Source organism: Flavobacterium odoriferum (genome assembly GCF_025499515.1).
Classification (GTDB): Bacteria; Bacteroidota; Bacteroidia; order Flavobacteriales; family Flavobacteriaceae; genus Flavobacterium; species Flavobacterium odoriferum.
In genome coordinates this window covers 161,224-184,245 of the sequence record NZ_JAMKFA010000001.1, presented here as the reverse complement: position 1 = coordinate 184,245, position 23,022 = coordinate 161,224, and the positions used below count along the sequence as shown (strand labels likewise).

Below are 23,022 nucleotides of genomic sequence, written 5' to 3'. Positions count from 1 at the left end.
ATATAAAAATTACAAAATGCGTTTTTTAGTAGTACTCTTTATTATCGGTTTGAATTTTGGCTTTTCACAATCTACTGAAAAAGTTGCTGATTCTTTATTTAGAGAAGACCAAATTTATTGCTCTGTTTCTTATAATTTTTTGCAAAATAAACCAGATAATTTCAGTCAGTATTCTTTTTCTGCTGTACTCACAGCTGGTTTTTTGAGAGATTTTCCAATTTCCAAAAATCGTCACTGGTCTATTGCACCTGGTATAGGGTATTCTTACAGCGATTTAAAACAAAACATAGATTTTTCTGCTGCTTCAAACTCAAGTTCAGCAACAATTGTTAGAAGTAGAATGACACTTCACTATTTAGAAGTTCCTTTAGAAATTAGATGGCGAAATGCCTCACCTGAAAGTCATAAATTTTGGAGAATTCACACTGGTTTTAAAGTGAGTTATTTATTAGGTGGGAAGTTTATTTACGAGTCTGATGCCATTGGAAATGGCGATTTTAAAATCAAAGAAGTAGCCAATGAATTACAATATGGAGTTTACCTAGCCTTTGGATTTAACACTTGGAATCCATACATTTACTATGGTTTAAATCCTATTTTTGACAAAAATAAAACAACATTAGAAAACAATGTAACCGCATTAAATATCGGACTTAAATTCTATATTTTATAGCCAATAGCGGTATAAAAACAATTGTGGAGTCAATCCAATTATAATTCCAACAAGTAATTCTGGATATGTGTGAGCTTTCATGTACAATCTTGACGAAGCTACTAATCCCATGCAAACAATACAAAAGGCAAATAAATTTACAAAAGGCAATTGGTAGTAAGAACTCAATCCGTAAACAAAAGCAGTTAAAGCACTTATTCCTATCATGTGTAAACTTGCTTTAAATTTTAAAATTACCGAAGCTAAAACTAAAATTGAGCTTATTAATCCGCCAAGGAAAAAGTAAAACAATTCAGTTGTTATTTCTTTTGAAATACTAAATTTCAATAAAACTAATAGTAATATTGCTTGAACTGCAATTGGCATTTGTCTTTCCTTCAAAGTGGCTTCAGTAAATGAAGAAACAACGCCAAGTGAACGAAATAAAAAGTAAATTGACAATGGTAAAAGCAACGTCAAAATTACCACTTGTATAAGCGTTACATATATTTGAGAATCATAAAAAAAACTACGTGTTACTAAAAAATAAAATAAGGCACCATAAATAGAAACAAATATGGGATGAAAAATATACGAAAAAACAGGTAATATTTTTTTTAAATCCATGATTACTCTGTTAGATTTTTTTTCTCAAACGCGCTACTGGAATATCTAATTGTTCGCGATATTTCGCAATAGTTCTTCTAGCAATTGGATAACCTTTTTCTTTTAAAATTTCAGCTAATTGATCGTCTGGTAAAGGTTTCTTTTTGTCTTCTTCCGAAATAACTTGTTGTAAGATATTTTTAATTTCAATAGTTGAAACTTCTTCTCCTTGGTCGTTAGTCATCGATTCGCTAAAGAACTCTTTAATTAGTTTCGTGCCATAAGGTGTGTCAACATATTTGCTATTCGCTACACGTGAAACTGTTGAAATATCTAAACCAACCATATCAGCAATATCTTTTAGAATCATCGGACGAAGTTTTGTTTCTTCTCCTTCTAAAAAGTATTCTTGCTGATAAAACATAATCGCATTCATCGTAACATATAAGGTTTCCTGACGCTGTTTAATCGCATCAATAAACCATTTTGCCGAATCTAATTTTTGTTTGATAAATTGAACCGCGTCTTTCTGCGAACTCGATTTTTCAGAAGAATCTTTATAACTCTGCAACATTTCCTGATAATCTTTTGAAACATGCAATTCTGGAGCATTTCTTCCGTTTAATAGCAATTCTAATTCGCCATCAACAATTCGAATCGTAAAATCGGGAACAATGTGTTCTACCATTTTCTGATTACCGTCAAAACTTCCTCCTGGTTTCGGATTTAGTTTTTCAATTTCATCAATCGCTTTTCTTAATTGTTGTTGTGAAACGTCAAATTTCTGCAATAATTTATCGTAATGTTTTTTACTAAAAGCATCAAATTGCTGTTCAATAACTTGAATGGCTAAATTGATAGAATCCGATGGTGTTTTGTGTTTTAATTGCAACAACAAACATTCTTGCAAATCGCGCGCACCTACACCAGCAGGTTCTAAATCCTGAACCAAATGCAAAATACGTTCTACAGTAGCTTCATCAGTATAAATACCTTGAGTAAAAGCCATGTCATCAACAATATCTTGTGTAGTTCTTCTGATGTAACCCATATCGTCAATACTTCCGACTAAAAATTCGGCAATATCGCGTTCGTCATCACTTAAAATAAATGTATTTAACTGATTGATTAAATCTTGATGAAAACTAACAGGTGCAGCAAACGGAAGTGATTTGTCATCATCGTCATCGCTGTAATTATTCGTTTGATATTTATAGTCTGGCGTTTCGTCGTTACTTAAATACTCATCGATGTTGATGTCTTGTGCGTCGATATGGTCGTTGTCATAATCGTCGTAATCGTCATCGTTTGTGTTTACTTCGTAATCATCTGCTTCGTAATTATCTTCCTTGCTACTTTCTTCCAAAGCAGGATTCTCAACCAATTCTTCCTGAAGACGTTGCTCAAATGCTTGCGTAGGCAATTGAATTAACTTCATCAACTGAATTTGTTGAGGCGATAATTTTTGAGATAATTTGAATTGTAAACTGTGTTTTAACATTGTTTTTTGTTTAAAGTTTCAGGTTTCAGGTTTCAAGTTATTCTTTAAAAAACAACTTGAAACTTGAAACTTGAAACAAATATTTTTAGAATTCTGCGTTTTGTGGCGTTCTTGGGAAAGGAATTACGTCTCTAATGTTACCCATTCCTGTTACAAAAAGCACTAATCTTTCAAAACCTAATCCGAAACCTGAGTGAACAGCCGAACCGAATCTTCTAGTATCTAAATACCACCAAAGTTCTTCTTCGTCGATTCCTAAAGCTTTCATTTTTTCTACTAATACATCGTAACGCTCTTCTCTTTGCGAACCTCCAACAATTTCTCCAATTCCTGGGAATAAGATATCCATTGCTCTAACGGTTTCTTTTCCTGGCTCAGTATTGTCGTTCAAACGCATGTAAAACGCTTTAATTTTTGCTGGATAATCAAATAAAATTACCGGACATTTAAAGTGTTTTTCCACTAAGAAACGTTCGTGCTCACTTTGTAAATCAGCACCCCATTCGTTAATGATGTATTGGAATTTTTTCTTTTTATTTGGTGTTGAATCTTTTAAAATATCAATAGCTTCGGTATATGAAACGCGTTTGAAGTTGTTATCTAATACAAAACTTAATTTTTCTAAAAGCGTCATTTCGCTTCTATCCGCTTGTGGTTTTGACTTTTCTTCTTCTAACAATCTGCTTTCTAAGAATTTTAAATCATCACCGCATTTATCAACTGTATATTTGATAACGTATTTAATGAAATCTTCAGCTAAATCCATGTTGTCCGCCAAATCATTGAAAGCTACTTCTGGTTCAATCATCCAAAACTCAGCTAAGTGACGAGAAGTGTTTGAATTTTCCGCACGGAATGTTGGTCCAAACGTGTAAATTTGACCTAATGCCATTGCAAAAGTTTCGCCTTCTAATTGTCCAGAAACGGTTAAATTGGTTTGTTTTCCGAAGAAATCTTCTTTGTAGTTGATGCTTCCGTCTTCGTTTCTTGGAGCAGAACCATCAATTGGTAAAGCCGTTACTTGGAACATTTCACCAGCACCTTCAGCATCAGAACCTGTGATGATAGGCGTGTTTACATAGAAAAATCCTTTTTCTTGAAAATATTGATGTACAGCAAACGCTAATGTTGAACGCACACGCATGATAGCTCCAAAAGCATTCGTTCTAACACGTAAATGTGCATTTTCACGTAAAAATTCTAACGAGTGTTTTTTAGGTTGCATTGGAAATTTCTCCGCATCACTATCACCTAAAATTTCTAATTTCGTTACTTGAATTTCTACTTTTTGTCCGGCACCACGGCTTTCTGCCAAGGTTCCTGTAACGCAAATTGCAGCTCCAGTTGTAATTCTTTTTAAAGTTTCATCAGGAGTGTTTTCAAAATCTACCACACACTGAATATTATGAATGGTTGAACCATCGTTCAACGCAATAAATTGATTGTTTCTAAATGTTCTAACCCAACCTTTTGCTGTTACTTCATGTAATGTTTTCGTGCTGTTTAAAAGGTCTATAACTTTTGAGTGTTTCATTTTGTCTAATATTATTATGCAAATATACTATTTCTCGTTTGAATTTTCTTCTTCAATATCTTCAGCTAAAATATCTAATGTTGGTTCTAAGAATTCTTGTTGGTTGGCAATGGTTTTATCTAACGAAAGCAACAAGGCTGGTAATAAAATTAAGTTTGAAAGCATTGCAAAAAGCAAAGTTGTTGCCACCAATCCTCCTAAGGCAACGGTTCCTCCAAAACTTGATAATGTAAATACCGAGAATCCAAAAAATAATACTACTGAAGTGTAAAACATACTAATTCCTGCTTCTTTCAGTGTGCTGTAAACAGAACGTTTTATTTTCCAATCGTTTGCTTTTAATTCTTGACGGTATTTTGCCAAAAAGTGAATGGTATCGTCAACCGAAATTCCGAAAGCAATACTAAATACTAAAATGGTGGATGGTTTAATTGGAATTCCAAAATATCCCATTAATCCTGCTGTCATTACCAAAGGTAAAATATTTGGCAATAACGAAACCACAATCATTTTGAACGAACGGAACATATAAGCCATTAATAAAGAAATCAAAACAATAGCAAAAAGTAACGATTGTACTAAGTTATCAATCAAATAATGCGTTCCTTTTTCAAAAACATATGCTTTTCCAGTTAGTGAAACTTCATAACGTTCTTTTGGAAAAATATGATTGATTTTATCTTGTAAACGTTCTTCTATTTTTTGCATTTTATCGGTACCAATATCTCTCATGAAAGTCGTAATACGAGCATATTGACCTGTACTATCAACATAGCTTTTCAGCATGTTTTCATTTCCTTTTTGAGTCGAATTTTTTATGTAGGATAGAATAAAAGCTTCTTCTTGTTTAGTAGGTAATTCGTAAAATTCTGGATTTCCGTTATAGTAAGCTTGTTTAGAATATTTAACCAAATTAACGATAGAAACGGGTTTTGATAATTCAGGAATTTCAATAATGGTTTCTTGAAGTTCTTCAATTCGTTTTAAAGTAACCGATTTCAAAGCACCTTTTGGTCTTTTGGTGTCAACTACAATTTCTAAAGGCATAACGCCGTCAAATTCTTTTTCGTAGAAAACAATATCTTTAAAGAATGGTGCTTTTTTCGGCATATCTTCAATGATACTTCCTGAAACTGTGATTTGATAAATTCCAATAATCCCTAAAACTAATATTCCAATTGCAGTTGAAAAAACAGCTACACGATGATGTCTAATGGTGTTTTCAATCCAATTTATGAAGGCTGCCATATAGTTTTTGCCAAGATGTGCCAAGTGTTTTTCCTTTGGCATTGGCATATAACTGTAAACGATTGGAATGATGATTAAGCATAAAATAAACAAGAAAACAATGTTTAAAGAAGCAACAATCCCAAACTCACTTAACAATTTGCTATCGGTAAAAATAAAGGTACCAAAACCAGCTGCGGTTGTTAAATTCGTCATCAAAGTAGCATTTCCTACTTTTGAAATTACTCGTTGTAACGACTTGGCTTTATTACCATGATTCTTGATTTCTTGTTGGTATTTATTAATAAGAAAAATACAGTTAGGAATACCAATTACAATAATTAATGGTGGAATAATCGCAGTTAAAACCGTGATTTCGTAGTTTAAAAGCCCTAGTGTTCCAAACGACCACATTACGCCAATAATCACAACAAACATGGAAATCATAGTCGCTCTGAAACTTCTAAAGAAGAAAAAGAACAGTAAAGATGTAATTCCAAGTGCTGCACCCACAAACAATCCAATTTCGCTAATGATACTGTTAGCGTTTAATGTTCGAATGTATGGCATTCCTGAAACACGGAGGTCTAATCCGGTTTCTTTTTCAAAGGCGTTTATCTTCTCTTGGCTAAGATGTTTTTCGATGAAAGCTTTTCTAGCAGGTGTGTTTACAATTTTTTTATCCATGTAAATTGCAAAACGAACAGCGCCACTTTCTTTATTAAAAAGCATTCCTTCGTAAAAAGGTAAGTCGTTATAGAATTCTTTTTCTTTTGTTTTTAAATAATTATCTGAAATACTATCGTTGTTTATAAAAGGAACTAATTTGAATTTTTGAGCAATCGTATCTTTTTCTAATACGCGTAAATCTTCAATAGAAAGTGTAAGTTCAGTTGCTTTGTCTTTTTTTATTTCTGAAACAAATTTTTCCCAAGCTCTATAATTTTTTTCGGTAAAGAAATTTTTGTCTTTAAATCCTAGAACTACTAAGTTTCCTTCTTCGCCAAATTTTTCTAAAAATGAATTGTACTGAATGTTTATCTCGTGATCATCAGGTAGCAAGTTAGCTTCAGTAAAGGTAAAACGCATGTTTTTCCACTGAAAACTCATGAAAATCGTAAAAAGTACAATAAGTACTAATAAAAAAACGCGGTTTCTTAAAATTCTACTTGCAATATAATCCCAAAAACTGGTACTTAACCACTTTAACATCTCTCAAAAATTAGGGTGCAAAGGTACGGTTTTTGTATTAATTTATTGGTTTAGAGAGTAAGATTTAAGTTAAATTTAAAGTCCTAAATCCAAATAGTAAGAAACTTTAATGGCAATGTTGTCGTCAAAATTAGCTAATTGATATGGACCATATCTGTAAAATGCCACTAAACCAATTCCTTTGTAGATTTTATTACATTCTATACCACTTTCAAAAAAACCATCTTCCATCGTGTTGTAGCTGATACCAAGATGTTGATTGTCGTCTTTGTTTGAACCAAATGCCATTCGTGTAACAACTGTAAATTCGGGATTAATTTTGTAGCCTAAACGAATTTTATTAAAAGTATGTTTCAATTGCAAAGAAGCATATTGATTGGAGAAAAACTCATTAAAATACATAGTTTCAAAACTGTTTTTCCCTGCAAAGGTAACACGTTGTAAAATAGCGTCACGATTCAAATTATTAGGAACAATGCTGTACAAATGAGTAATTGGAACATCTCCAAAAGCTATTCCTGTTTGTAGTAAAATGGAGCTTTTTTGACCTGATAAATAAGGTAGTTCGTAAAAAGTTTTAAAATCAATTTTAGAAAATACAAAATCATTTTCTAAGATTTCAGGAATGGTTTGTGTGTATTGAATTGAAAATTTTGGATGGCGTTTTTCCATTTCAATTTTTCCCATAGGTGTTTGCATATAATTGCTAAATGGATTCCATTGAAATCCCAATTGAACCATTGTAATGTTATAATCTGTATAGGAAACTCCATTGTTTACAAAGGTATAATCAAATAGTGGTTTTACTTGATTTTGAGAAACAGCAAAATAACTATTCGTTTTTGGTAAAAATTTACTTTCTACAAAAACTGAACTTACTTTATTGTTGTAGAAGGTTGAAATGTTAATTGGTCGTGGATCATAAATTTTAAATCTTCGCGAATCTGTAGCAAAATTGGTTTGTGCAATTTCATTAATATCATCAGAATAAGTAGCACTTACCCAAGTTTCAGAGTTTTTGTGTGCTAAATAAGATGGTGTGATTCCGAATTTAATTTCTCTATCTTTAAAACCATAAGCGCCATAAAAAGCCACTTTATATTTTTGAGATAATTTATCGTTTGTAACACCACCAAGTCCAACTCTAAAACCTTCAAAATTATTGTATTTAATAATACTTCGTAAATCTACATCAACTATAGATACAGGGAAATAACCATTAATAATTTTCCTACCTAAAAATAATTTATGTTCAATTTTTTCGGATAACGATAAACTATCGATTGAAGTGTAAGTTCTTATTTTTCTTTTATCAATTGTATCTTTTGCAAAAGCATTCCAATACTCTGCTGGTTTTTTTAAACTGCTTTGCGGAACTTCAATTTTTACTTTTGGTCTTGTTATAGTAACTGGCTGATTAATTTCAATGTCATAAGGCGTAGATTCTATATGTAAATAGGCTTGGTCTGTTGCGTTTTTACTTTCTATATTTTCAAGTGATGAGCTAAATTTAATGGTTCCTCCTAAAATGTTTAAATCATCATAATTGTTCCCTTTCAACACTTTAAAATCGCGCTTTTCTGGAAACCAAATATTATGTTCTTTTTGGAATTTAAAAGTATAGGTTGCATTAATATTTACAATTCCATAAATACGATAATGCGCTTTTGAAATGGCATATGTTTCTGTATCAATATATAATAAACCTCTAAGTCGGTTTGCATTTAATTTTTTTGGTTGAAAATAAACACGATAAGCTTTTCTGCCTTGAATTGAAACTGTGTCAATTAATTTATATGAATACAATCTTCTCCCATAATTAGAAATTGGATTTTGAACTGGAATTTCTAATATTTCAAACGGATTTTCGTAAACAGAATAAGATACTAATTTTAATCCTAAAAATTCGTATAAAGGTTGTTCAAAACCAGCCATTCGTGTAGCTAAAACGGTTTCTTTATTTTGTTTTCCGTTGTGTTGAATAAGGTTTACTTTTTCGGTTTGGTATAAGTGTTGTTTTCCAATTAATTTTTTAAATCTATAGTTTGAGGAATCTAACTTTATTTTATCTTTTCTTAAAAATCTTTTTTTCCGGATAGTATCTATTTTACTTGATATACTATCTGGATTTGCAGAAACATAAATATATTCATAATTTTTGTATTGAAAACTTGATAATGCTTTTTCTGGGTCATTATTTTTTTTGTTTTCAATCACCTTTTTTATGATGTTATTTACTTCTGTTTCAGAATATATTTCAGCTTTTTTATCATTTAAATCAGAAACCAATTTAATAGTTAGAATCGATGTAGTGTTTGAAGCATATACTATTTTTTCATGGAATCCTTTGTAATTTGCTTTTATGGGTAGCTTTAAATCTTTTACTTCGATAGAGAATTTTCCTTCCCAATCTGTAATAATTTTAGCCTTATTGTAGGTTATGGTGGCAAACGCTATAGGAACAGAATTATCAATGTCGATAACTTGTCCTTTAATTTTATTTTGTGCGAGCATGCCAGGGGTGATAATAATGCACAAAAAAAGCCAAAAATATTTCATGTAAGTAATTTCAAGTATTTCTACAAATATATTCAAAATAAAAAATCCCGAGTGTTAATCGGGACTTAAATTTACGAACATTACTTTTGCCAAGGAGTTTTTCCGTCTACTTCTTGAATTAAAATAATTTCTTCTGAATAAAATAAATCTTTTTCAAGTTCCTTAGCATTTAATTCAATAGTAACTTTCTTTGATTTTTCTTGCAATTCTGAAAGTTTGAAATGCTTAATTTTATCATATTCTTTGAAATTGAGATAAACTTTTTTAATACCATCTTCTGTTTCAAGTTGTAAATAAGGATTTTTTAATAAATCATGTTTGATTACATTTTTATAATAATCTACAAATTCTTTATTTTTCTCGTCCGAAACCATTGAGTTAATAATTTTCTCAGTATTTATAGCTTGTTTATCAGTAAGGCCAGATGGCGAAGTTAGATTGATTAATTTGAAATATAAATTTCCTTTATGGTTTTCGGATTGTTTACAGCTAAAAAGTAAAATTGTAAGAAAGAATAACAGTGTGCTTTTCATAAAGCATAAATTTATCTTCCAAATTAATTAAAATAAAAACTCCCGAGTGTTAATCGGGAGTTAAATTTATACTTTCATGATTTCAGCTTCTTTAACCGCTAAAAGTTCATCGATTTTCTTGATGAAAGAATCGGTCAGTTTCTGAACATCTTCTTCAGCTTTTTTGCAAATATCTTCTGCAGTTCCGTCTTTTTCTTCTTTTTTGATGTCTGAATTAGCATCTTTTCGGTGATTTCTAATTCCAATTTTTGCATCTTCAGCTTCAGCTTTTGCTTGTTTTACCAAGTCGCGTCTTCTTTCTTCAGTTAATGCTGGAATATTGATGATAATGTTGTCACCGTTGTTCATTGGGTTTAACCCTAAATTAGCAATCATAATTGCCTTTTCAATAGGATGTAACATGTTTTTTTCCCAAGGCGTAACCGTTAAGGTACGAGCATCAGGAGCATTAATGTTAGCAACTTGCGACAATGGTGTTTGAGAACCATAATAATCTACAAAAACACCACCTAACATTTGAGGTGAAGCTTTCCCTGCTCTAATATTTAAAAATTCTTTCTCTAAATGCGCAACAGAACCTACCATAGCTTCTTTTGCACTGTCTAAAATAAAGTTAATTTCTTCAGTCATTTTTTTGTTTCAAGTTTAAGGTTTCAGGTTTCAAGTTAAGAACAATAACAACATGAAACGTGAAACAAAATTATATTGTTACCGTTGTTCCGATAGTTTCTCCTTCACACACTTTTAATAAGTTACCATCTTTATTCATATCGAATACAATAATAGGCAATTTATTTTCTTGACTCAATGTAAAAGCAGTTGTGTCCATTACATTTAATCCTTTTGCTAATACATCTTCAAACGAAATAAAGTCAAATTTTACTGCATCAGCATTTTTTTCTGGGTCAGAAGTGTAAACTCCATCTACACGAGTTCCTTTTAAAATTACGTCAGCACCTACTTCAATTCCTCTTAAAACTGCAGCGGTGTCAGTTGTAAAATAAGGATTTCCTGTTCCTGCACCAAAAATTACAATTCTTCCTTTTTCTAAATGACGCGTTGCTCTTCTTTTAATGTATGGTTCAGCAATTGCTTCAATTTTTAAAGCCGTTTGTAAACGCGTTTGCATTCCAGCTTCTTCTAAAGCGCCTTGTAAAGCCATTCCATTGATAACTGTTGCTAACATTCCCATGTAATCACCTTGCACTCTGTCCATTCCGTTACTTGCACCAGCTACACCTCTAAAAATGTTTCCACCACCAATAACGATAGCAATTTCTACACCTTTATCGTGAATTTGTTTTATCTCTTCAGCGTACTCAGCTAAGCGTTGTGGGTCAATTCCATATTGTCTATCACCCATTAAAGCTTCACCGCTTAATTTTAGAAGAATTCTTTTGTATTTCATTCCCGTTTATTTTTTTTAATGGAGTCATGCTTTCGCAAGCTCAAGTCATCGTGTTGTTTATTTGTGATGCAAATATAGTTAAATAGCTTTTTTCTAAAAAAAATGTTTTAACATTTATGTTGCTAAATTTTCAAATGCTTTTTTTGCTTCGTTGTAACCCGTTTCAAAAATTAAATCCATCTTGGCTTTATTGGTTTCAAACGTACTAAAGTTAGTCAATTCTTTAGGTTCGATGATTAAATCGCAATGATTAAATTTTTGAAGATTTGAATTGGCAGTCAATAGTTCTAATGCTCTATACGTTACAGATTTGATTGAATTTAAGTTTTTGGCCTCAATATTTTGAACAGGGCTAACATAAACGCCAATAATTGAATCACATTTTCCTTGCAATAAATCAACTGGAAAATGATTCAAAATACCGCCATCACTATATAATTTTTCTTTAATGGTATAAGGCGAAATCATTCCAGGAACTGCTGTTGAAGCCAAAACTGCATCAACAATTTTAGTTTCGGGACTAAATATTTTCAATTTTCCTTTTACCATATCGGTTGCGGTGATATAAGTTGGAATTTTTAAATCACCAAGTGTAGTAGTTTCTCCAAAAATTTCTTCAAAATATTTTTTGAATGATTCCGAATCTACAATTCCAGGTTTTTTAAACGTAAAATGTTTCCAGTGAAAAAAGTAAATCGACTTGAAAAAATCTAGAATCTCTTCTGGTTTTTTTCCAAAAGCATACATAGTTCCTACAATTGCCCCTGCGCTTGAGCCTGAAATACAACAAGGCTCTATGCCTTTTTCAATTAAAAATTTCAGAACGCCAGCATGAGCAATTCCTTTAGAACCACCACCAGAAAGCGCTAATCCGATTGATTTTGAAGTTAAATCCATATGTAACAATTCTTACATTTAATTTCCAAAATTAGACTTAAATTTGCCAAATAAAGTTAATAAGATGAAAAATACCATACAACAAACGTTACTAAATAGTTTTTCTTATTCAGAGTATAGAAAAAAGGTTACTGAATTGATTGCTGAAGGAAAATCAACTGGACACGAACAATCGAATGATTTATTTCATTATTCTGAATTGAATGAAGCCCGAATGAATCGTTTAGAAAAAACCATTGCAATTGTTGATGAAGTAAAAGCCAAATTAGAAAATTTAGATAAAAAATATATTTGGTTAGTTTTAGCAGAAGGTTGGTGTGGTGATGCTGCTCAAATTTTGCCTGTGATTCATAAAATGGCTGAAACCACAAATAAGGTTGAATTAAAAATCGCGCTCCGCGATGATAATGATGCTTTAATGCAGCATTTTTTAACGAATGGAGGAAAAGCAATTCCTAAATTAATCGTTTTAGATGCTGAAACTTTAGATGTTGTTTTAGATTGGGGACCAAGACCTCATGGTGCAAAACAATTGATTTTAGATTACAAAGCGGCTCATGGAGTAGTAGATGAAACGGCTAAAATTGAATTGCAAAAATGGTATTTACACGATAAAGGAATTTCGATTCAGAATGAAATTGTGGAAATGCATGAGCAAGTTTTGAGTTGATTTTTTTTGGAACACAGATTAAAGAAATTTTAAAAATTATCTTAATTTCCATAATCTGTGTTCCTGAAAATAAAAATTTATTTTATTGTTCCAATAATTTTTAATTTATCAGAAGTGGAAATTCCACCAGGGTTGCAACCTAGTTGACCTTCTGGGATTTCCATTTTTAGTTTTTGGTAATAATCTGCCCAAACTTCGAAATACTCATTTGATTTTGGTGATTTGAAAGTCATTGGAAACAAATCAAACAATGGTTTTTTGTACGAATGTAAAAACGCATCATAAATTAATTCCGAACAATAGTATTTTCCATTATCGTACAAATATTCGTCATCATAAGGAACGCCAACTTGTTGTAAAGAAAAAGTAATGGCTTCAGGAATATATTTTCGGTATTTTCTTTTTAATCTTCCTACAAACATTTCTTCATTTGTGTAGGTTTTGAAGGTTTCGTATGGCGTAACTTTAACTGCTTTTCCTGCGGCTTCAATTACGAAAACAGAATCATTTTTAATATACACCATTCCTAAATGACTAAAATCTTTTCCTTGATAACCTTCGGTTACTTCGTTTATCGCTTCGCAAAGTGGACCGCAGTTCATCGATTGAAATAAAATATCGCCTGTTTTTAGTTTTACATTTTGCGAAAAACCAAATTGAAATAGCAGAAAAAATAGAAGTAAAGTTTTATTTTTCATCTTCATGCAATTGTGCAAAATCATCAGGAGTAATTGCATTTTCAACTGAATAATCGCCAATTTTTGTACGACGAAGCGCCGTTAAATGTCCACCCGAATGTAATGCCAAACCAAAGTCATACGCTAACGAACGAATGTAAGTTCCTTTGCTACACTTTACTCTAAAATCGACTTCAGGTAACTGAATTCTTGTGATTTCAAATTCGTAAATCGTAGTTTTTCTCGATTGAATTTCCACTTCTTCGCCTGCGCGCGCGTGTTCGTACAAACGTTTTCCATCTTTTTTAATAGCAGAAAAAACAGGTGGTTTCTGGTCGATTTCACCAATAAACTGTTTTGTAGTTTCTAAAATTAAGGCTTCTGTAATGTGTTCAGTTGGAAAAGTAGCGTCAATTTCGGTTTCTAAATCGTATGATGGAGTAGTAACGCCAACCACAATAGTTCCAGTATATTCTTTAGCTTGTGCCTGAATTTCAGTAATACTTTTGGTGAATTTCCCTGTACAAATAATTAATAAACCAGTTGCTAACGGATCTAATGTTCCGGCGTGACCGATTTTAAATTTCTTTGGTAAATCGTATTTGCGTTTTAAAATGTATTTCAATTTGTTCACCGCTTGAAACGATGACCATTTCAAGGGTTTGTCGATTAAAAGGACTTTTCCTGCTAAAATTTCTTCGGCATTCATTAGATAATAGTTAATTTTTGTACGAAGAAATGAATCAATAGAATTGCAACTCCGGCAATAATTCGGTAATAACCAAAAATTTTAAATCCGTGTTTGGTTAAAAATCCGATGAATGATTTGATAGCGATTAAGGCTACAATAAATCCGACCACATTTCCAATAATTAATAAATTAATTTGGTCATCTGAAAGTACAAAACCATCTTTATAATAATCGTATGATTTTTTCAAAGTGGCTCCTAACATGGTTGGAATTGCTAAGAAAAAAGAAAATTCGGCTGCAGTTGTTCTGGATAATTTTTGTGTCATTCCACCAACGATGCTGGCACCACTTCTAGAAACGCCAGGAATCATCGCTAAACACTGAAACAAACCAATTTTAAAAGCGGTTAAATACGAAATTTCGGTTCCTTCCGAATTGCCAAACCATTCGTCAACTTTCAATAATAAAAAGCCACCTATTATTAAAGAAACCGCTACTGTGATAGGGTTTTCTAATAAACTATCTATAAAATCACCTAATAATAATCCGAAAATTACAGCAGGAATAAAAGCAACAAATAATTTAAAGTAAAAATCAAGCGACTGAAAAAATCGTTTGAAATATAAAACAATTACAGAAAGTATGGTTCCCAACTGAATTACAATCGTAAAAAGTTTAGTAAAATCGTCTTGCGCAATACCAAAAAATGAAGAGGCAATAATCATGTGTCCTGTTGAAGAAATAGGTAAAAATTCGGTTATCCCTTCAATAATGGCAAGAATAATGGCTTGTAAAACATCCATAAAGTATTACTTCTTCGGATTTTTTAAAATCGAATAAATCGTAATTCCGAATCCGATTAAAACTACTGTTGGAGCTAAACGAATTCTTCTGAAACTAAAAATTTCTTTATTAAAAACATTTGGATCTTCGCTTCCGCCACCACTCATTAGAATAAATCCAAGAGCAATTACAGCTAATCCTACTAAAAGAATTTTGTAGTTTACTTTGTCAAAAAGAAATACAGGTTTGTTGTTATTTTCCATTTTTATGTTTTTTTAAATCCACTGAACACTATAAACTGAACACTGAATATTAATATAAATCGTCTGTTTTTAAGTTCAAGAAACGTTGTGTAGCAAAATAAGTACTAATAGAAGTAATGATAATTCCTACGACTAAAACGCCTAAAATTACAATTCCAATAGAAGTATAATCTTTTGCAATTCCTAAACTTGGGAATAAACCATCTACATAAATTACAACACCAATTAATCCAATAATTGCTAATGCCGAACCAATTAATCCTAATTTAATGCTGGTCCAAATAAATGGTTTTCTGATGAATGATTTGGTTGCGCCCACCATTTGCATTGTTTTAATAGTAAATCGGTGCGAATATACAGAAAGGCGTAAAGAACTATTGATCAACAACATGGCAACAACGGTTAAAATTCCGCTGATGATTAAAATCCAAAAACTGATTTCTTTTACATTATTGTTTACTAAATCTACCAATTGTTTGTCGTAAATAATTTCGGTAACCATTTCGTTTTTACGAATAGTACGCTCAATTTTTTTGATACTATCGGCATTTACATAGTCACCTTTTAAGTGAATATCAAATGAATTTTGAAGCGGATTAAAGCCTAAAAACTCCATAAAATCCTTTCCTACAATATCTACGTTGTTTTTAGCAGCGCTGTCTTTATGAACAAAAGCATAATCTTTAATGAATTTGGCATTTTTCATTTCTACATCAAAGGCGCTTAACAAACTGTCATTTGCTTCGTTGTTAAAGAAAACTGTCATTGGAATGTTTTCCTTGAAATCATTTGATATTTTTTTAGAATTAATTACAAATAATCCTAATGTTCCCAAAAGGAATAAAACTAAAAAGATACTTAAAACTACCGAAAAGTAAGACGAAATTAAACGTCGCTTGTTGTAATTTTCAAATGATGATGCCATAAAAGTGTATTTAAGCCGTAAAAATAGTAAAGATATTTTGTTTACATAGAATATAACAACAAAGTTTTAACTTTAGTATTATAAAATGTATTTTTGTTATCTAAATATTAAGCATGATAACAAAAAAATCTTCTCTCGTATTTTTTCTTTTTGTCATTTTTCAAAGTGTTTTTTCTCAAGAAATTGCAATTCCCTATCGTGACGGAAATTTATGGGGAATTTGTAATGAAACCGGAAAAATACTTGTTGAACCTAAGTTTGATAAATTAGAATTTCCAAACACATCTGAAAATTCTAATGACTATATGATTTCTAAGCTAAATGGTTTAGAAGGATTAATTATCAATGGGAAAGAAATTTTAACACCAAAATATACCAGTATTTATGACGATAATGGTTTGTTTCATGTTAAATCAACCGAAAACGAAAGCAGAGCCGATATCCTTTTGCCAAACGGAACTTCAATTTTTGAAAAACCTCTTACGAAAATCTTATATCAAACTAAAATTGAAAAAAATAAAAAATTATTTCATGTTTTAAATCAAAACTTAACCGAGAGTGTTTTTATTTTGGATATGGACAACTATAAAACCGTTCAAGTTTTATATGATAACTATTACTCCATTTCTTACATAAGAACAAGAAGTGATATTGTCAATAGAAATGAAATGCTTTTTGTACTAAAAAAATCAGCAAAAAGCGATTTACTTGCAGAACGTTGGAGTGGGACAAAAATTCCGTTAGATAAAGTAAGTTCTGATTTTCGTTATTTGAAAGAAGAAGAATACCTGCAGTTTTTTGCTAGTAAATATTATGGAAGTAGTGATGATGGATATGCTTCAAATTGGGGAAATGGAAGTAAAGGAGAACCAATGGAAGTAGTTGAATACTCAGGTTCAGCAGATATGGTTGAAGAAGCTCCAATGGCAATTCCTTATGATGAAAGAATGGTTGTTTCAGAATCACCTGAAAATAAAATTAAAAACTTGAATCATAACTTAGTAAAAAAAGACAATAAATTATTTATAGAAAGTTACTCAAACAGAGATTATAAAAATAAAAAAATAGAAGAAATTATCGTAGATGTTCCAGTAAGTGATGTTAAATTGCCTTATGGTTCTTTCACTTTTAAAACAGAAAATGGTTCAGATAATTACAATAATTTTATTCGTTATCAAAAAAACGGAAAAACAATAATTATTTTACCAAACGATTTAAAAAACAAGATTACGTTTGATTTTATTGATGAGCGAAATTTTCCAGTTAAAGAAAATAATATAATTAAAGAAATAGTTTTTTTAGTAGGTAAAAAAGATAAAAACAACCAATTGAAATATGGTTTGTATTCCAATGTTAGAAAACAAATAGTAGATTTTATCTATGATGAGTTCAAAAACATTCAATTTTATTTTAATGATGGAAAAATGTTGTTCAAAATCAAGCAAAATGACAAATATGGCCTAATTCAAACAGACGGAACTATTTTGTTACCAACAAATTTTAATGATTTAACAGAAGTAAACAACAATTATCGTTCAGGTACAAAAGTATTTCAGGTTCAAAATGACAATAAATATGGATTGATATTTCTAACAAGTTCTGAAGTTAAAATAATAGCTCCAGTTTTTGATTATCCTATTAAAGGCGTGATTGCAAAATACCCTGAATTTAAAAATCATAATTTGCATAAAAATATCAATGCTGTAAAAACCATTTCACTAATTGAATTAAAAGACGAATCTGGGCAATTTATGGGTTATGCAACATTTGATGGAACACAATTTTTTAAAGATTAAATGATGAAAAATTATTTTTACATATTACTTTTAGTTTGTTTTAGTGCTTCTGCTCAATATTTTACAGAAGATGGTTATTACCAAATTAGAAAATTAGATACAGATAATTTCGATAATTTCTATTTCAATGAATATGAATTTAACCCAGTTGAAAACGCAAAGACCTTAGCAGAAATTGAAAAGTTATCCAAACAAAACAATTATCCAAATATTAGATATTCCATTTCAAAAGGCACTAATAATACTGCACAAGTTTCAGTCTATGTGAATAACAAATTATTCTCATCTGCAAATTATAAAAACGGATTATTAGACGGTAAAAAAACCATTTTTCATGGCAACGGAAATCCATTTCATGAAATTGATTATGTTAATGGAAAGGCAAATGGCGTTTATAAAATGTATAATGAAAGAAACAAACTTGGTTTTGAAACCCATTTTAAAAACAACTTGAAAGAAGGTAAACGAATTATGTATCCTGATAAACGAAAATTAGAAAGTATAGAGGGAACTTATAAAAACAATGTTTTAGTAGGTGATTTAAAAATCACCGAAGAATATTCAAGCTATTATGGTCAGGAAAAATATTACTATCTTTTTCCAAATGACCTAAAAAACGGAAAAGTGAAACGATATGCTAAAGACAAATTAATTGAAGAGTACGATTTGGTTGCGGGTGAATTACACGGAAATGCCATAATTTATAACCTCGGAAATGATAAATTGCATGCAAAAATTCCATACACTTTGGGCTTAAAAAATGGAATAGCTGAACATTATGATAGAAATGGAGAGTTATTAACCAAATGTGAATTCAAATTTGGAAAAAAAATAGGAAAACATGAAAAATATTCACCTGGAAATCAATTAGATGACGTAGATTTTTATGATGAAAACGGCAATAAAACAGGAACATGGATTAAATATTATTACGGCAAGAAAAACATAGAAACTACCTATAATACTGATGGTTCAATTGTTAAGAGAAACTATGATAACAATGAAAATTTGATTTCTATTTCTAATTTTAATTCAAAAAACTTACAAGAAGGAATTTCACAAAACTTCAAAAACGGTATTTTAGATAGCGAATTTTTTTATAGTAATGATGTTCAAAAATGGGCAAAAATGTATTATGAAAATGGAGCAATTTTTTTAAATAGAACCCCAAAGGGCAAATATTCTGAAATTGAGTATTTTGATATAAACGGAAAATCTGTTCATGTTAATAAAGTAGATAATCTCGGAAAACCTATTGGAGTTCACAAAAACATCCAAATTAATAAGGGAGATTTAGTTGTTGTTGAAGAAACACATTATGATAAAAACGGAAATAGAACCAAATGGATTTATTTTTCAACACCAACACATCGAACAGAATATTTATATAGAAATGAAGTCTATCACGGAAAATCAACTGGTTACAACGTTAACAATGACATCATTTCAGAAACCTATTATTACGAAACCAATGGCCAGTCAAAAATCGTTAGTAAAGAAGAATTTGAAAAACTTACAAAAAGTGAAAAGAAATAGCTTTTTTCAAACTTTCAACTTTGATTTTTAAAACGTAAATTTGCACCTTATTTTTTCGGATAAAACCGATAACAGAAAACTGACATGAAATACCACCACGAAAAAATCGAAGCCAAATGGCAACAATATTGGGCAGAAAATCAAACTTTTGCTGCATCTAACCATTCAGAAAAACCAAAATACTATGTATTAGACATGTTTCCTTATCCTTCTGGAGCGGGCTTACACGTTGGGCATCCACTAGGTTACATTGCTTCCGATATTGTCGCAAGATATAAAAGACATCAAGGTTTTAATGTGTTGCATCCGCAAGGGTACGATTCATTTGGTTTGCCAGCCGAACAATATGCGATTCAAACGGGGCAACATCCTGCGGATACGACGCGTATGAATATCGAAGGTGGTGTGGATAAATCAGGAAATACCATTCAAGGGTATAGAAATCAGTTGGATAGAATTGGTTTTTCTTTCGATTGGAGTCGTGAAGTGCGTACTTCAAATCCCGATTATTACAAACATACACAATGGATTTTCATTCAATTATTCGAATCTTGGTACAATAAAAATTCGGATAAAGCAGAAAGCATTTGCACGTTAATCCAAGAATTTGAAAAGAACGGAAATGCCAATGTAAATGCGGTTTGCGATGATAATATCTTACCATTTTCAGCTGAAGATTGGAAATCATTCTCCTCAGAAGAACAACAAAAAATATTATTACAATACAGATTAACCTATTTAGCCGAAACCGAAGTAAACTGGTGTGCGGCTTTAGGTACGGTTTTAGCGAATGACGAAATTGTAAACGGCGTTTCAGAACGTGGTGGACATCCAGTAGTTCGTAAGAAAATGACCCAATGGAGTATGCGAATTTCTGCTTACGCGGAACGTTTATTACAAGGTTTAAACGATATCGATTGGAGTGAATCCATCAAAGAATCACAAAGAAACTGGATTGGAAAATCAGTTGGAGCAATGGTTTCATTCAAAGTTCTTCCAGCTTCCAGCACCCAGCTTCCAGCAACAATTGAAGTTTTCACAACTCGTCCTGATACTATTTTCGGAGTTACCTTTATGACATTAGCTCCAGAGCACGAATTGGTTGCACAAATCACAACTCCAGAACAGAAAGCAGCAATTGAAGCTTATGTTGAAGCTACAGCAAAACGTTCAGAGAGAGAAAGAATGGCGGATGTTAAAACAATTTCAGGAGTTTTCACAGGTGCTTATGCCGAACATCCTTTTACAAAAGAACCGATTCCAGTTTGGATTGGCGATTACGTTTTGGCAGGTTACGGAACAGGTGCGGTTATGGCGGTTCCTTGTGGTGATGAACGTGATTATGCTTTCGCGAATTTCTTCAAAGGAACTAATGGAATGCCAGCAATTAAGAATATTTTCAACCAAGATATTTCAGAAGCCGCTTTTGGAGAAAAAGGTGGTTTTGAATTGGTAAATTCTGATTTCTTAAACGGATTGGATTATAAAAACGGAACGAAAAAAGCAATTGAAGCTTTAGAACAATTAGGTGCAGGAAATGCGAAAGTAAATTACCGTTTACGTGATGCCGTTTTCTCTCGCCAAAGATATTGGGGTGAACCTTTTCCAGTATATTATGTGAATGGTTTACCACAAATGATTGACAAAAAACACTTGCCAATTGTGTTACCAGAAGTCGAAAAATACTTACCAACCGAAGACGGACAACCACCTTTAGGTAACGCAACGGTTTGGGCATGGGATTCTGAAAATAATGAAGTGGTTAACAATGATTTAATTGATAACACGAAAGTTTTTCCATTAGAATTGAATACCATGCCAGGTTGGGCGGGTTCTTCATGGTATTGGATGCGTTATATGGATGCGCATAATACAGAAGAGTTTGCTAACGAAGAAGCTTTAAAATATTGGGAAAGTGTAGATTTATACATTGGTGGAAGCGAGCACGCAACCGGACATTTATTATACTCTCGTTTTTGGAATAAATTCTTAAAAGACAGAGGTTATGCACCAACCGAAGAACCATTCAAGAAGTTGATCAATCAGGGAATGATTTTGGGAATGAGTGCTTACATAGTAAGAGCTCAAATTGGATCAATTTATTTTTTTGGCGCCGCTGATAAAAAATCGATTGATTTAGAACTTCCAACAACAGTCATTGAATATGAGTTTTATAAGAAATACAATAAATTGCTAGATAAATTTGACGCATTAAATTTAAGTGAAGCAGATAAATATTTAATTGGAGATAAATTTGGAAATGAATGGGTTTTCAAATTGTTAGAAATTTTAGAAGACAATATAACAGGAGTTGATTTTTACGATAAAATAAAAAAAGCTTACTCAGAATCAGATATAAATGATTTGAAAGTAATTAAAAAAATTTTACTTGATTTATTATCGAGTTTAAAAGAAAAATATCCTCAAATTTCGGATAGTATAGGTTTTGATTCATATGGAAATTATTCGGTTTCTTTTAGTTTTAGCCCAATTAGAATTGACTTACAAAATATTGATGAAGTCACTAATGAATTATATATAGATAAATTTAAAATTGACCCTAAATATTCTTCTGAATTTTCTAAAGCAAGATTCATATCTTTTGGAGAAAATATGAAATTTTTAGCTGGAAGAGAAGTAGAAAAGATGTCAAAATCATTCTACAATGTAATAAATCCAGATGATATTTGTGAAGAATACGGAGCAGATACTCTACGTTTATACGAAATGTTCTTAGGACCATTAGAGCAATCTAAACCTTGGAATACAGCAGGAATTACAGGTGTTTCTGGTTTCTTAAAAAAACTATGGAGATTATACTTTGATGATAACGGTTCTGTAATTGTAAACGATGAACCAACAGCTGAAATGTATAAGTCATTACATAAAACCATCAAAAAAGTAACGGAAGACATTGAGAATTTCTCTTTCAATACGTCGGTTTCTCAATTCATGATTTGCGTGAACGAATTGCAACAATTAAAATGTAATCACAGAGCCATTTTAGAACCTTTAGCTATTTTAGTTTCGCCTTATGCACCACATATCGCGGAAGAATTATGGAGTGCTTTAGGTCACGAAGGTTCAATTGCAACCGTTGCTTTTCCAAAATTTGAAGAAAAATATTTGGTAGAATCTGAAAAAGAATACCCAGTTTCGTTCAATGGAAAAATGCGATTTACAATTAAATTGCCATTGGATTTAACCAAAGAGCAAATTCAAGAAATTGTATTAGCAGATGAAAGAACCATTGCACAATTAGCAGGAAATACACCAAAGAATATCATTATCGTTCCAGGTAAAATTATTAATTTGGTAGGATAAAATCCTTTTTGTCATTCTGAACTTGTTTCAGAGTCTATATTTTATAACCGCAGATTCGCAGATTTTAATCTATGAGTCTGCGGTTTTTCATTTCCCCTCTTTTAGAGGGGTGCCCGAAGGGTGGGGTGTCAAAATGTTTCAAAACGATTTTGATAATCTATGAATCTGCGGTTTTTTTATCGGCTTTTTGTAACATTTTTCATTTTTTACGTATAATAGATAAACTAA

Annotated in this window: 19 protein-coding genes; 5 read left to right on the top strand and 14 right to left on the bottom strand. The window is 31.4% G+C overall.

From position 1 onward, the window contains the following. Positions 1 to 16: 16 nt before the first annotated feature. Positions 17 to 673, top strand: coding sequence for a porin family protein (locus tag M9Q43_RS00820; protein ID WP_262317089.1), 657 nt, complete (start codon positions 17 to 19; stop codon positions 671 to 673). Here the strand turns inward: M9Q43_RS00820 and M9Q43_RS00815 are convergent. From M9Q43_RS00815 to M9Q43_RS00775, 9 genes are all read right to left on the bottom strand, one after another. Then, complete coding sequence (locus M9Q43_RS00815; RefSeq protein ID WP_262317088.1) at positions 668 to 1,279, bottom strand: hypothetical protein; 612 nt, start codon at positions 1,277 to 1,279, stop codon at positions 668 to 670. The genes M9Q43_RS00820 and M9Q43_RS00815 overlap by 6 nt on opposite strands. Positions 1,280 to 1,289: 10 nt before the next feature. Then, positions 1,290 to 2,759 carry an RNA polymerase factor sigma-54 gene (gene rpoN / locus M9Q43_RS00810; protein ID WP_262317087.1) on the bottom strand — a complete coding sequence of 490 codons (1,470 nt, stop codon included), beginning with the start codon at positions 2,757 to 2,759 and terminating at the stop codon, positions 1,290 to 1,292. A gap of 85 nt (positions 2,760 to 2,844) precedes the next feature. Beyond that, on the bottom strand, positions 2,845 to 4,293 hold the full coding sequence (asnS, locus tag M9Q43_RS00805) for an asparagine--tRNA ligase (RefSeq protein ID WP_262317086.1): 1,449 nt from the start codon (positions 4,291 to 4,293) through the stop codon (positions 2,845 to 2,847). A gap of 27 nt (positions 4,294 to 4,320) precedes the next feature. After that, positions 4,321 to 6,732, bottom strand: coding sequence for an efflux RND transporter permease subunit (locus M9Q43_RS00800; RefSeq protein ID WP_262317085.1), 2,412 nt, complete (start codon positions 6,730 to 6,732; stop codon positions 4,321 to 4,323). A gap of 75 nt (positions 6,733 to 6,807) precedes the next feature. After that, positions 6,808 to 9,246: a DUF5686 family protein gene (locus tag M9Q43_RS00795; protein WP_262317084.1), complete on the bottom strand. Its 2,439-nt coding sequence runs from the start codon at positions 9,244 to 9,246 to the stop codon at positions 6,808 to 6,810. Between the two features lie 125 nt (positions 9,247 to 9,371). Continuing rightward, entirely contained in the window at positions 9,372 to 9,824 is a 453-nt protein-coding gene (locus M9Q43_RS00790) for a hypothetical protein (protein ID WP_262317083.1), read from the bottom strand. Between the two features lie 66 nt (positions 9,825 to 9,890). Then, positions 9,891 to 10,454: a ribosome recycling factor gene (gene frr / locus M9Q43_RS00785; RefSeq protein ID WP_262317082.1), complete on the bottom strand. Its 564-nt coding sequence runs from the start codon at positions 10,452 to 10,454 to the stop codon at positions 9,891 to 9,893. Between the two features lie 70 nt (positions 10,455 to 10,524). After that, positions 10,525 to 11,232, bottom strand: coding sequence for a UMP kinase (pyrH, locus tag M9Q43_RS00780; protein ID WP_133608649.1), 708 nt, complete (start codon positions 11,230 to 11,232; stop codon positions 10,525 to 10,527). 114 nt (positions 11,233 to 11,346) lie between these two features. After that, entirely contained in the window at positions 11,347 to 12,129 is a 783-nt protein-coding gene (locus M9Q43_RS00775) for a patatin-like phospholipase family protein (protein WP_262317081.1), read from the bottom strand. A 64-nt stretch (positions 12,130 to 12,193) separates the two neighbouring features. Here M9Q43_RS00775 and M9Q43_RS00770 point away from each other — a divergent pair, with 64 nt between their 5' ends. Further along, complete coding sequence (locus M9Q43_RS00770; protein WP_262317080.1) at positions 12,194 to 12,799, top strand: thioredoxin family protein; 606 nt, start codon at positions 12,194 to 12,196, stop codon at positions 12,797 to 12,799. Positions 12,800 to 12,876: 77 nt separating this feature from the next. On the opposite strand, the gene M9Q43_RS00765 is transcribed toward M9Q43_RS00770, so the two are convergent. The 5 genes from M9Q43_RS00765 to M9Q43_RS00745 are packed head-to-tail and all read right to left on the bottom strand — an operon-like array spanning position 12,877 to position 16,138. After that, complete coding sequence (locus tag M9Q43_RS00765) at positions 12,877 to 13,497, bottom strand: YiiX/YebB-like N1pC/P60 family cysteine hydrolase (protein WP_262317079.1); 621 nt, start codon at positions 13,495 to 13,497, stop codon at positions 12,877 to 12,879. After that, positions 13,487 to 14,185, bottom strand: a complete 699-nt coding sequence (gene truB / locus M9Q43_RS00760) for a tRNA pseudouridine(55) synthase TruB (RefSeq protein WP_262317078.1) — start codon at positions 14,183 to 14,185, stop codon at positions 13,487 to 13,489. Before truB ends, M9Q43_RS00765 begins: the two co-directional genes overlap by 11 nt. Then, the gene (locus M9Q43_RS00755; protein ID WP_262317077.1) at positions 14,185 to 14,970 is read right to left on the bottom strand and encodes an undecaprenyl-diphosphate phosphatase; all 786 of its coding nucleotides are present in this window, start codon (positions 14,968 to 14,970) and stop codon (positions 14,185 to 14,187) included. Before M9Q43_RS00755 ends, truB begins: the two co-directional genes overlap by 1 nt. 6 nt (positions 14,971 to 14,976) lie before the next feature. Further along, on the bottom strand, positions 14,977 to 15,213 hold the full coding sequence (locus tag M9Q43_RS00750; RefSeq protein ID WP_262317076.1) for a DUF3098 domain-containing protein: 237 nt from the start codon (positions 15,211 to 15,213) through the stop codon (positions 14,977 to 14,979). 49 nt (positions 15,214 to 15,262) lie between these two features. Further along, on the bottom strand, positions 15,263 to 16,138 hold the full coding sequence (locus M9Q43_RS00745; RefSeq protein ID WP_262317075.1) for a cell division protein FtsX: 876 nt from the start codon (positions 16,136 to 16,138) through the stop codon (positions 15,263 to 15,265). A gap of 113 nt (positions 16,139 to 16,251) precedes the next feature. Here M9Q43_RS00745 and M9Q43_RS00740 point away from each other — a divergent pair, with 113 nt between their 5' ends. The 3 genes from M9Q43_RS00740 (at position 16,252) to M9Q43_RS00730 (ending at position 22,794) form a co-directional block, all read left to right on the top strand. Further along, a complete protein-coding gene (locus tag M9Q43_RS00740; protein WP_262317074.1) occupies positions 16,252 to 17,934 on the top strand; it encodes a WG repeat-containing protein in 1,683 nt (560 codons plus the stop codon). A 3-nt stretch (positions 17,935 to 17,937) separates the two neighbouring features. Next, complete coding sequence (locus M9Q43_RS00735) at positions 17,938 to 19,470, top strand: toxin-antitoxin system YwqK family antitoxin (RefSeq protein WP_262317073.1); 1,533 nt, start codon at positions 17,938 to 17,940, stop codon at positions 19,468 to 19,470. A gap of 84 nt (positions 19,471 to 19,554) precedes the next feature. Continuing rightward, complete coding sequence (locus M9Q43_RS00730) at positions 19,555 to 22,794, top strand: leucine--tRNA ligase (RefSeq protein WP_262317072.1); 3,240 nt, start codon at positions 19,555 to 19,557, stop codon at positions 22,792 to 22,794. The last annotated feature ends 228 nt before the right edge of the window (positions 22,795 to 23,022 follow it).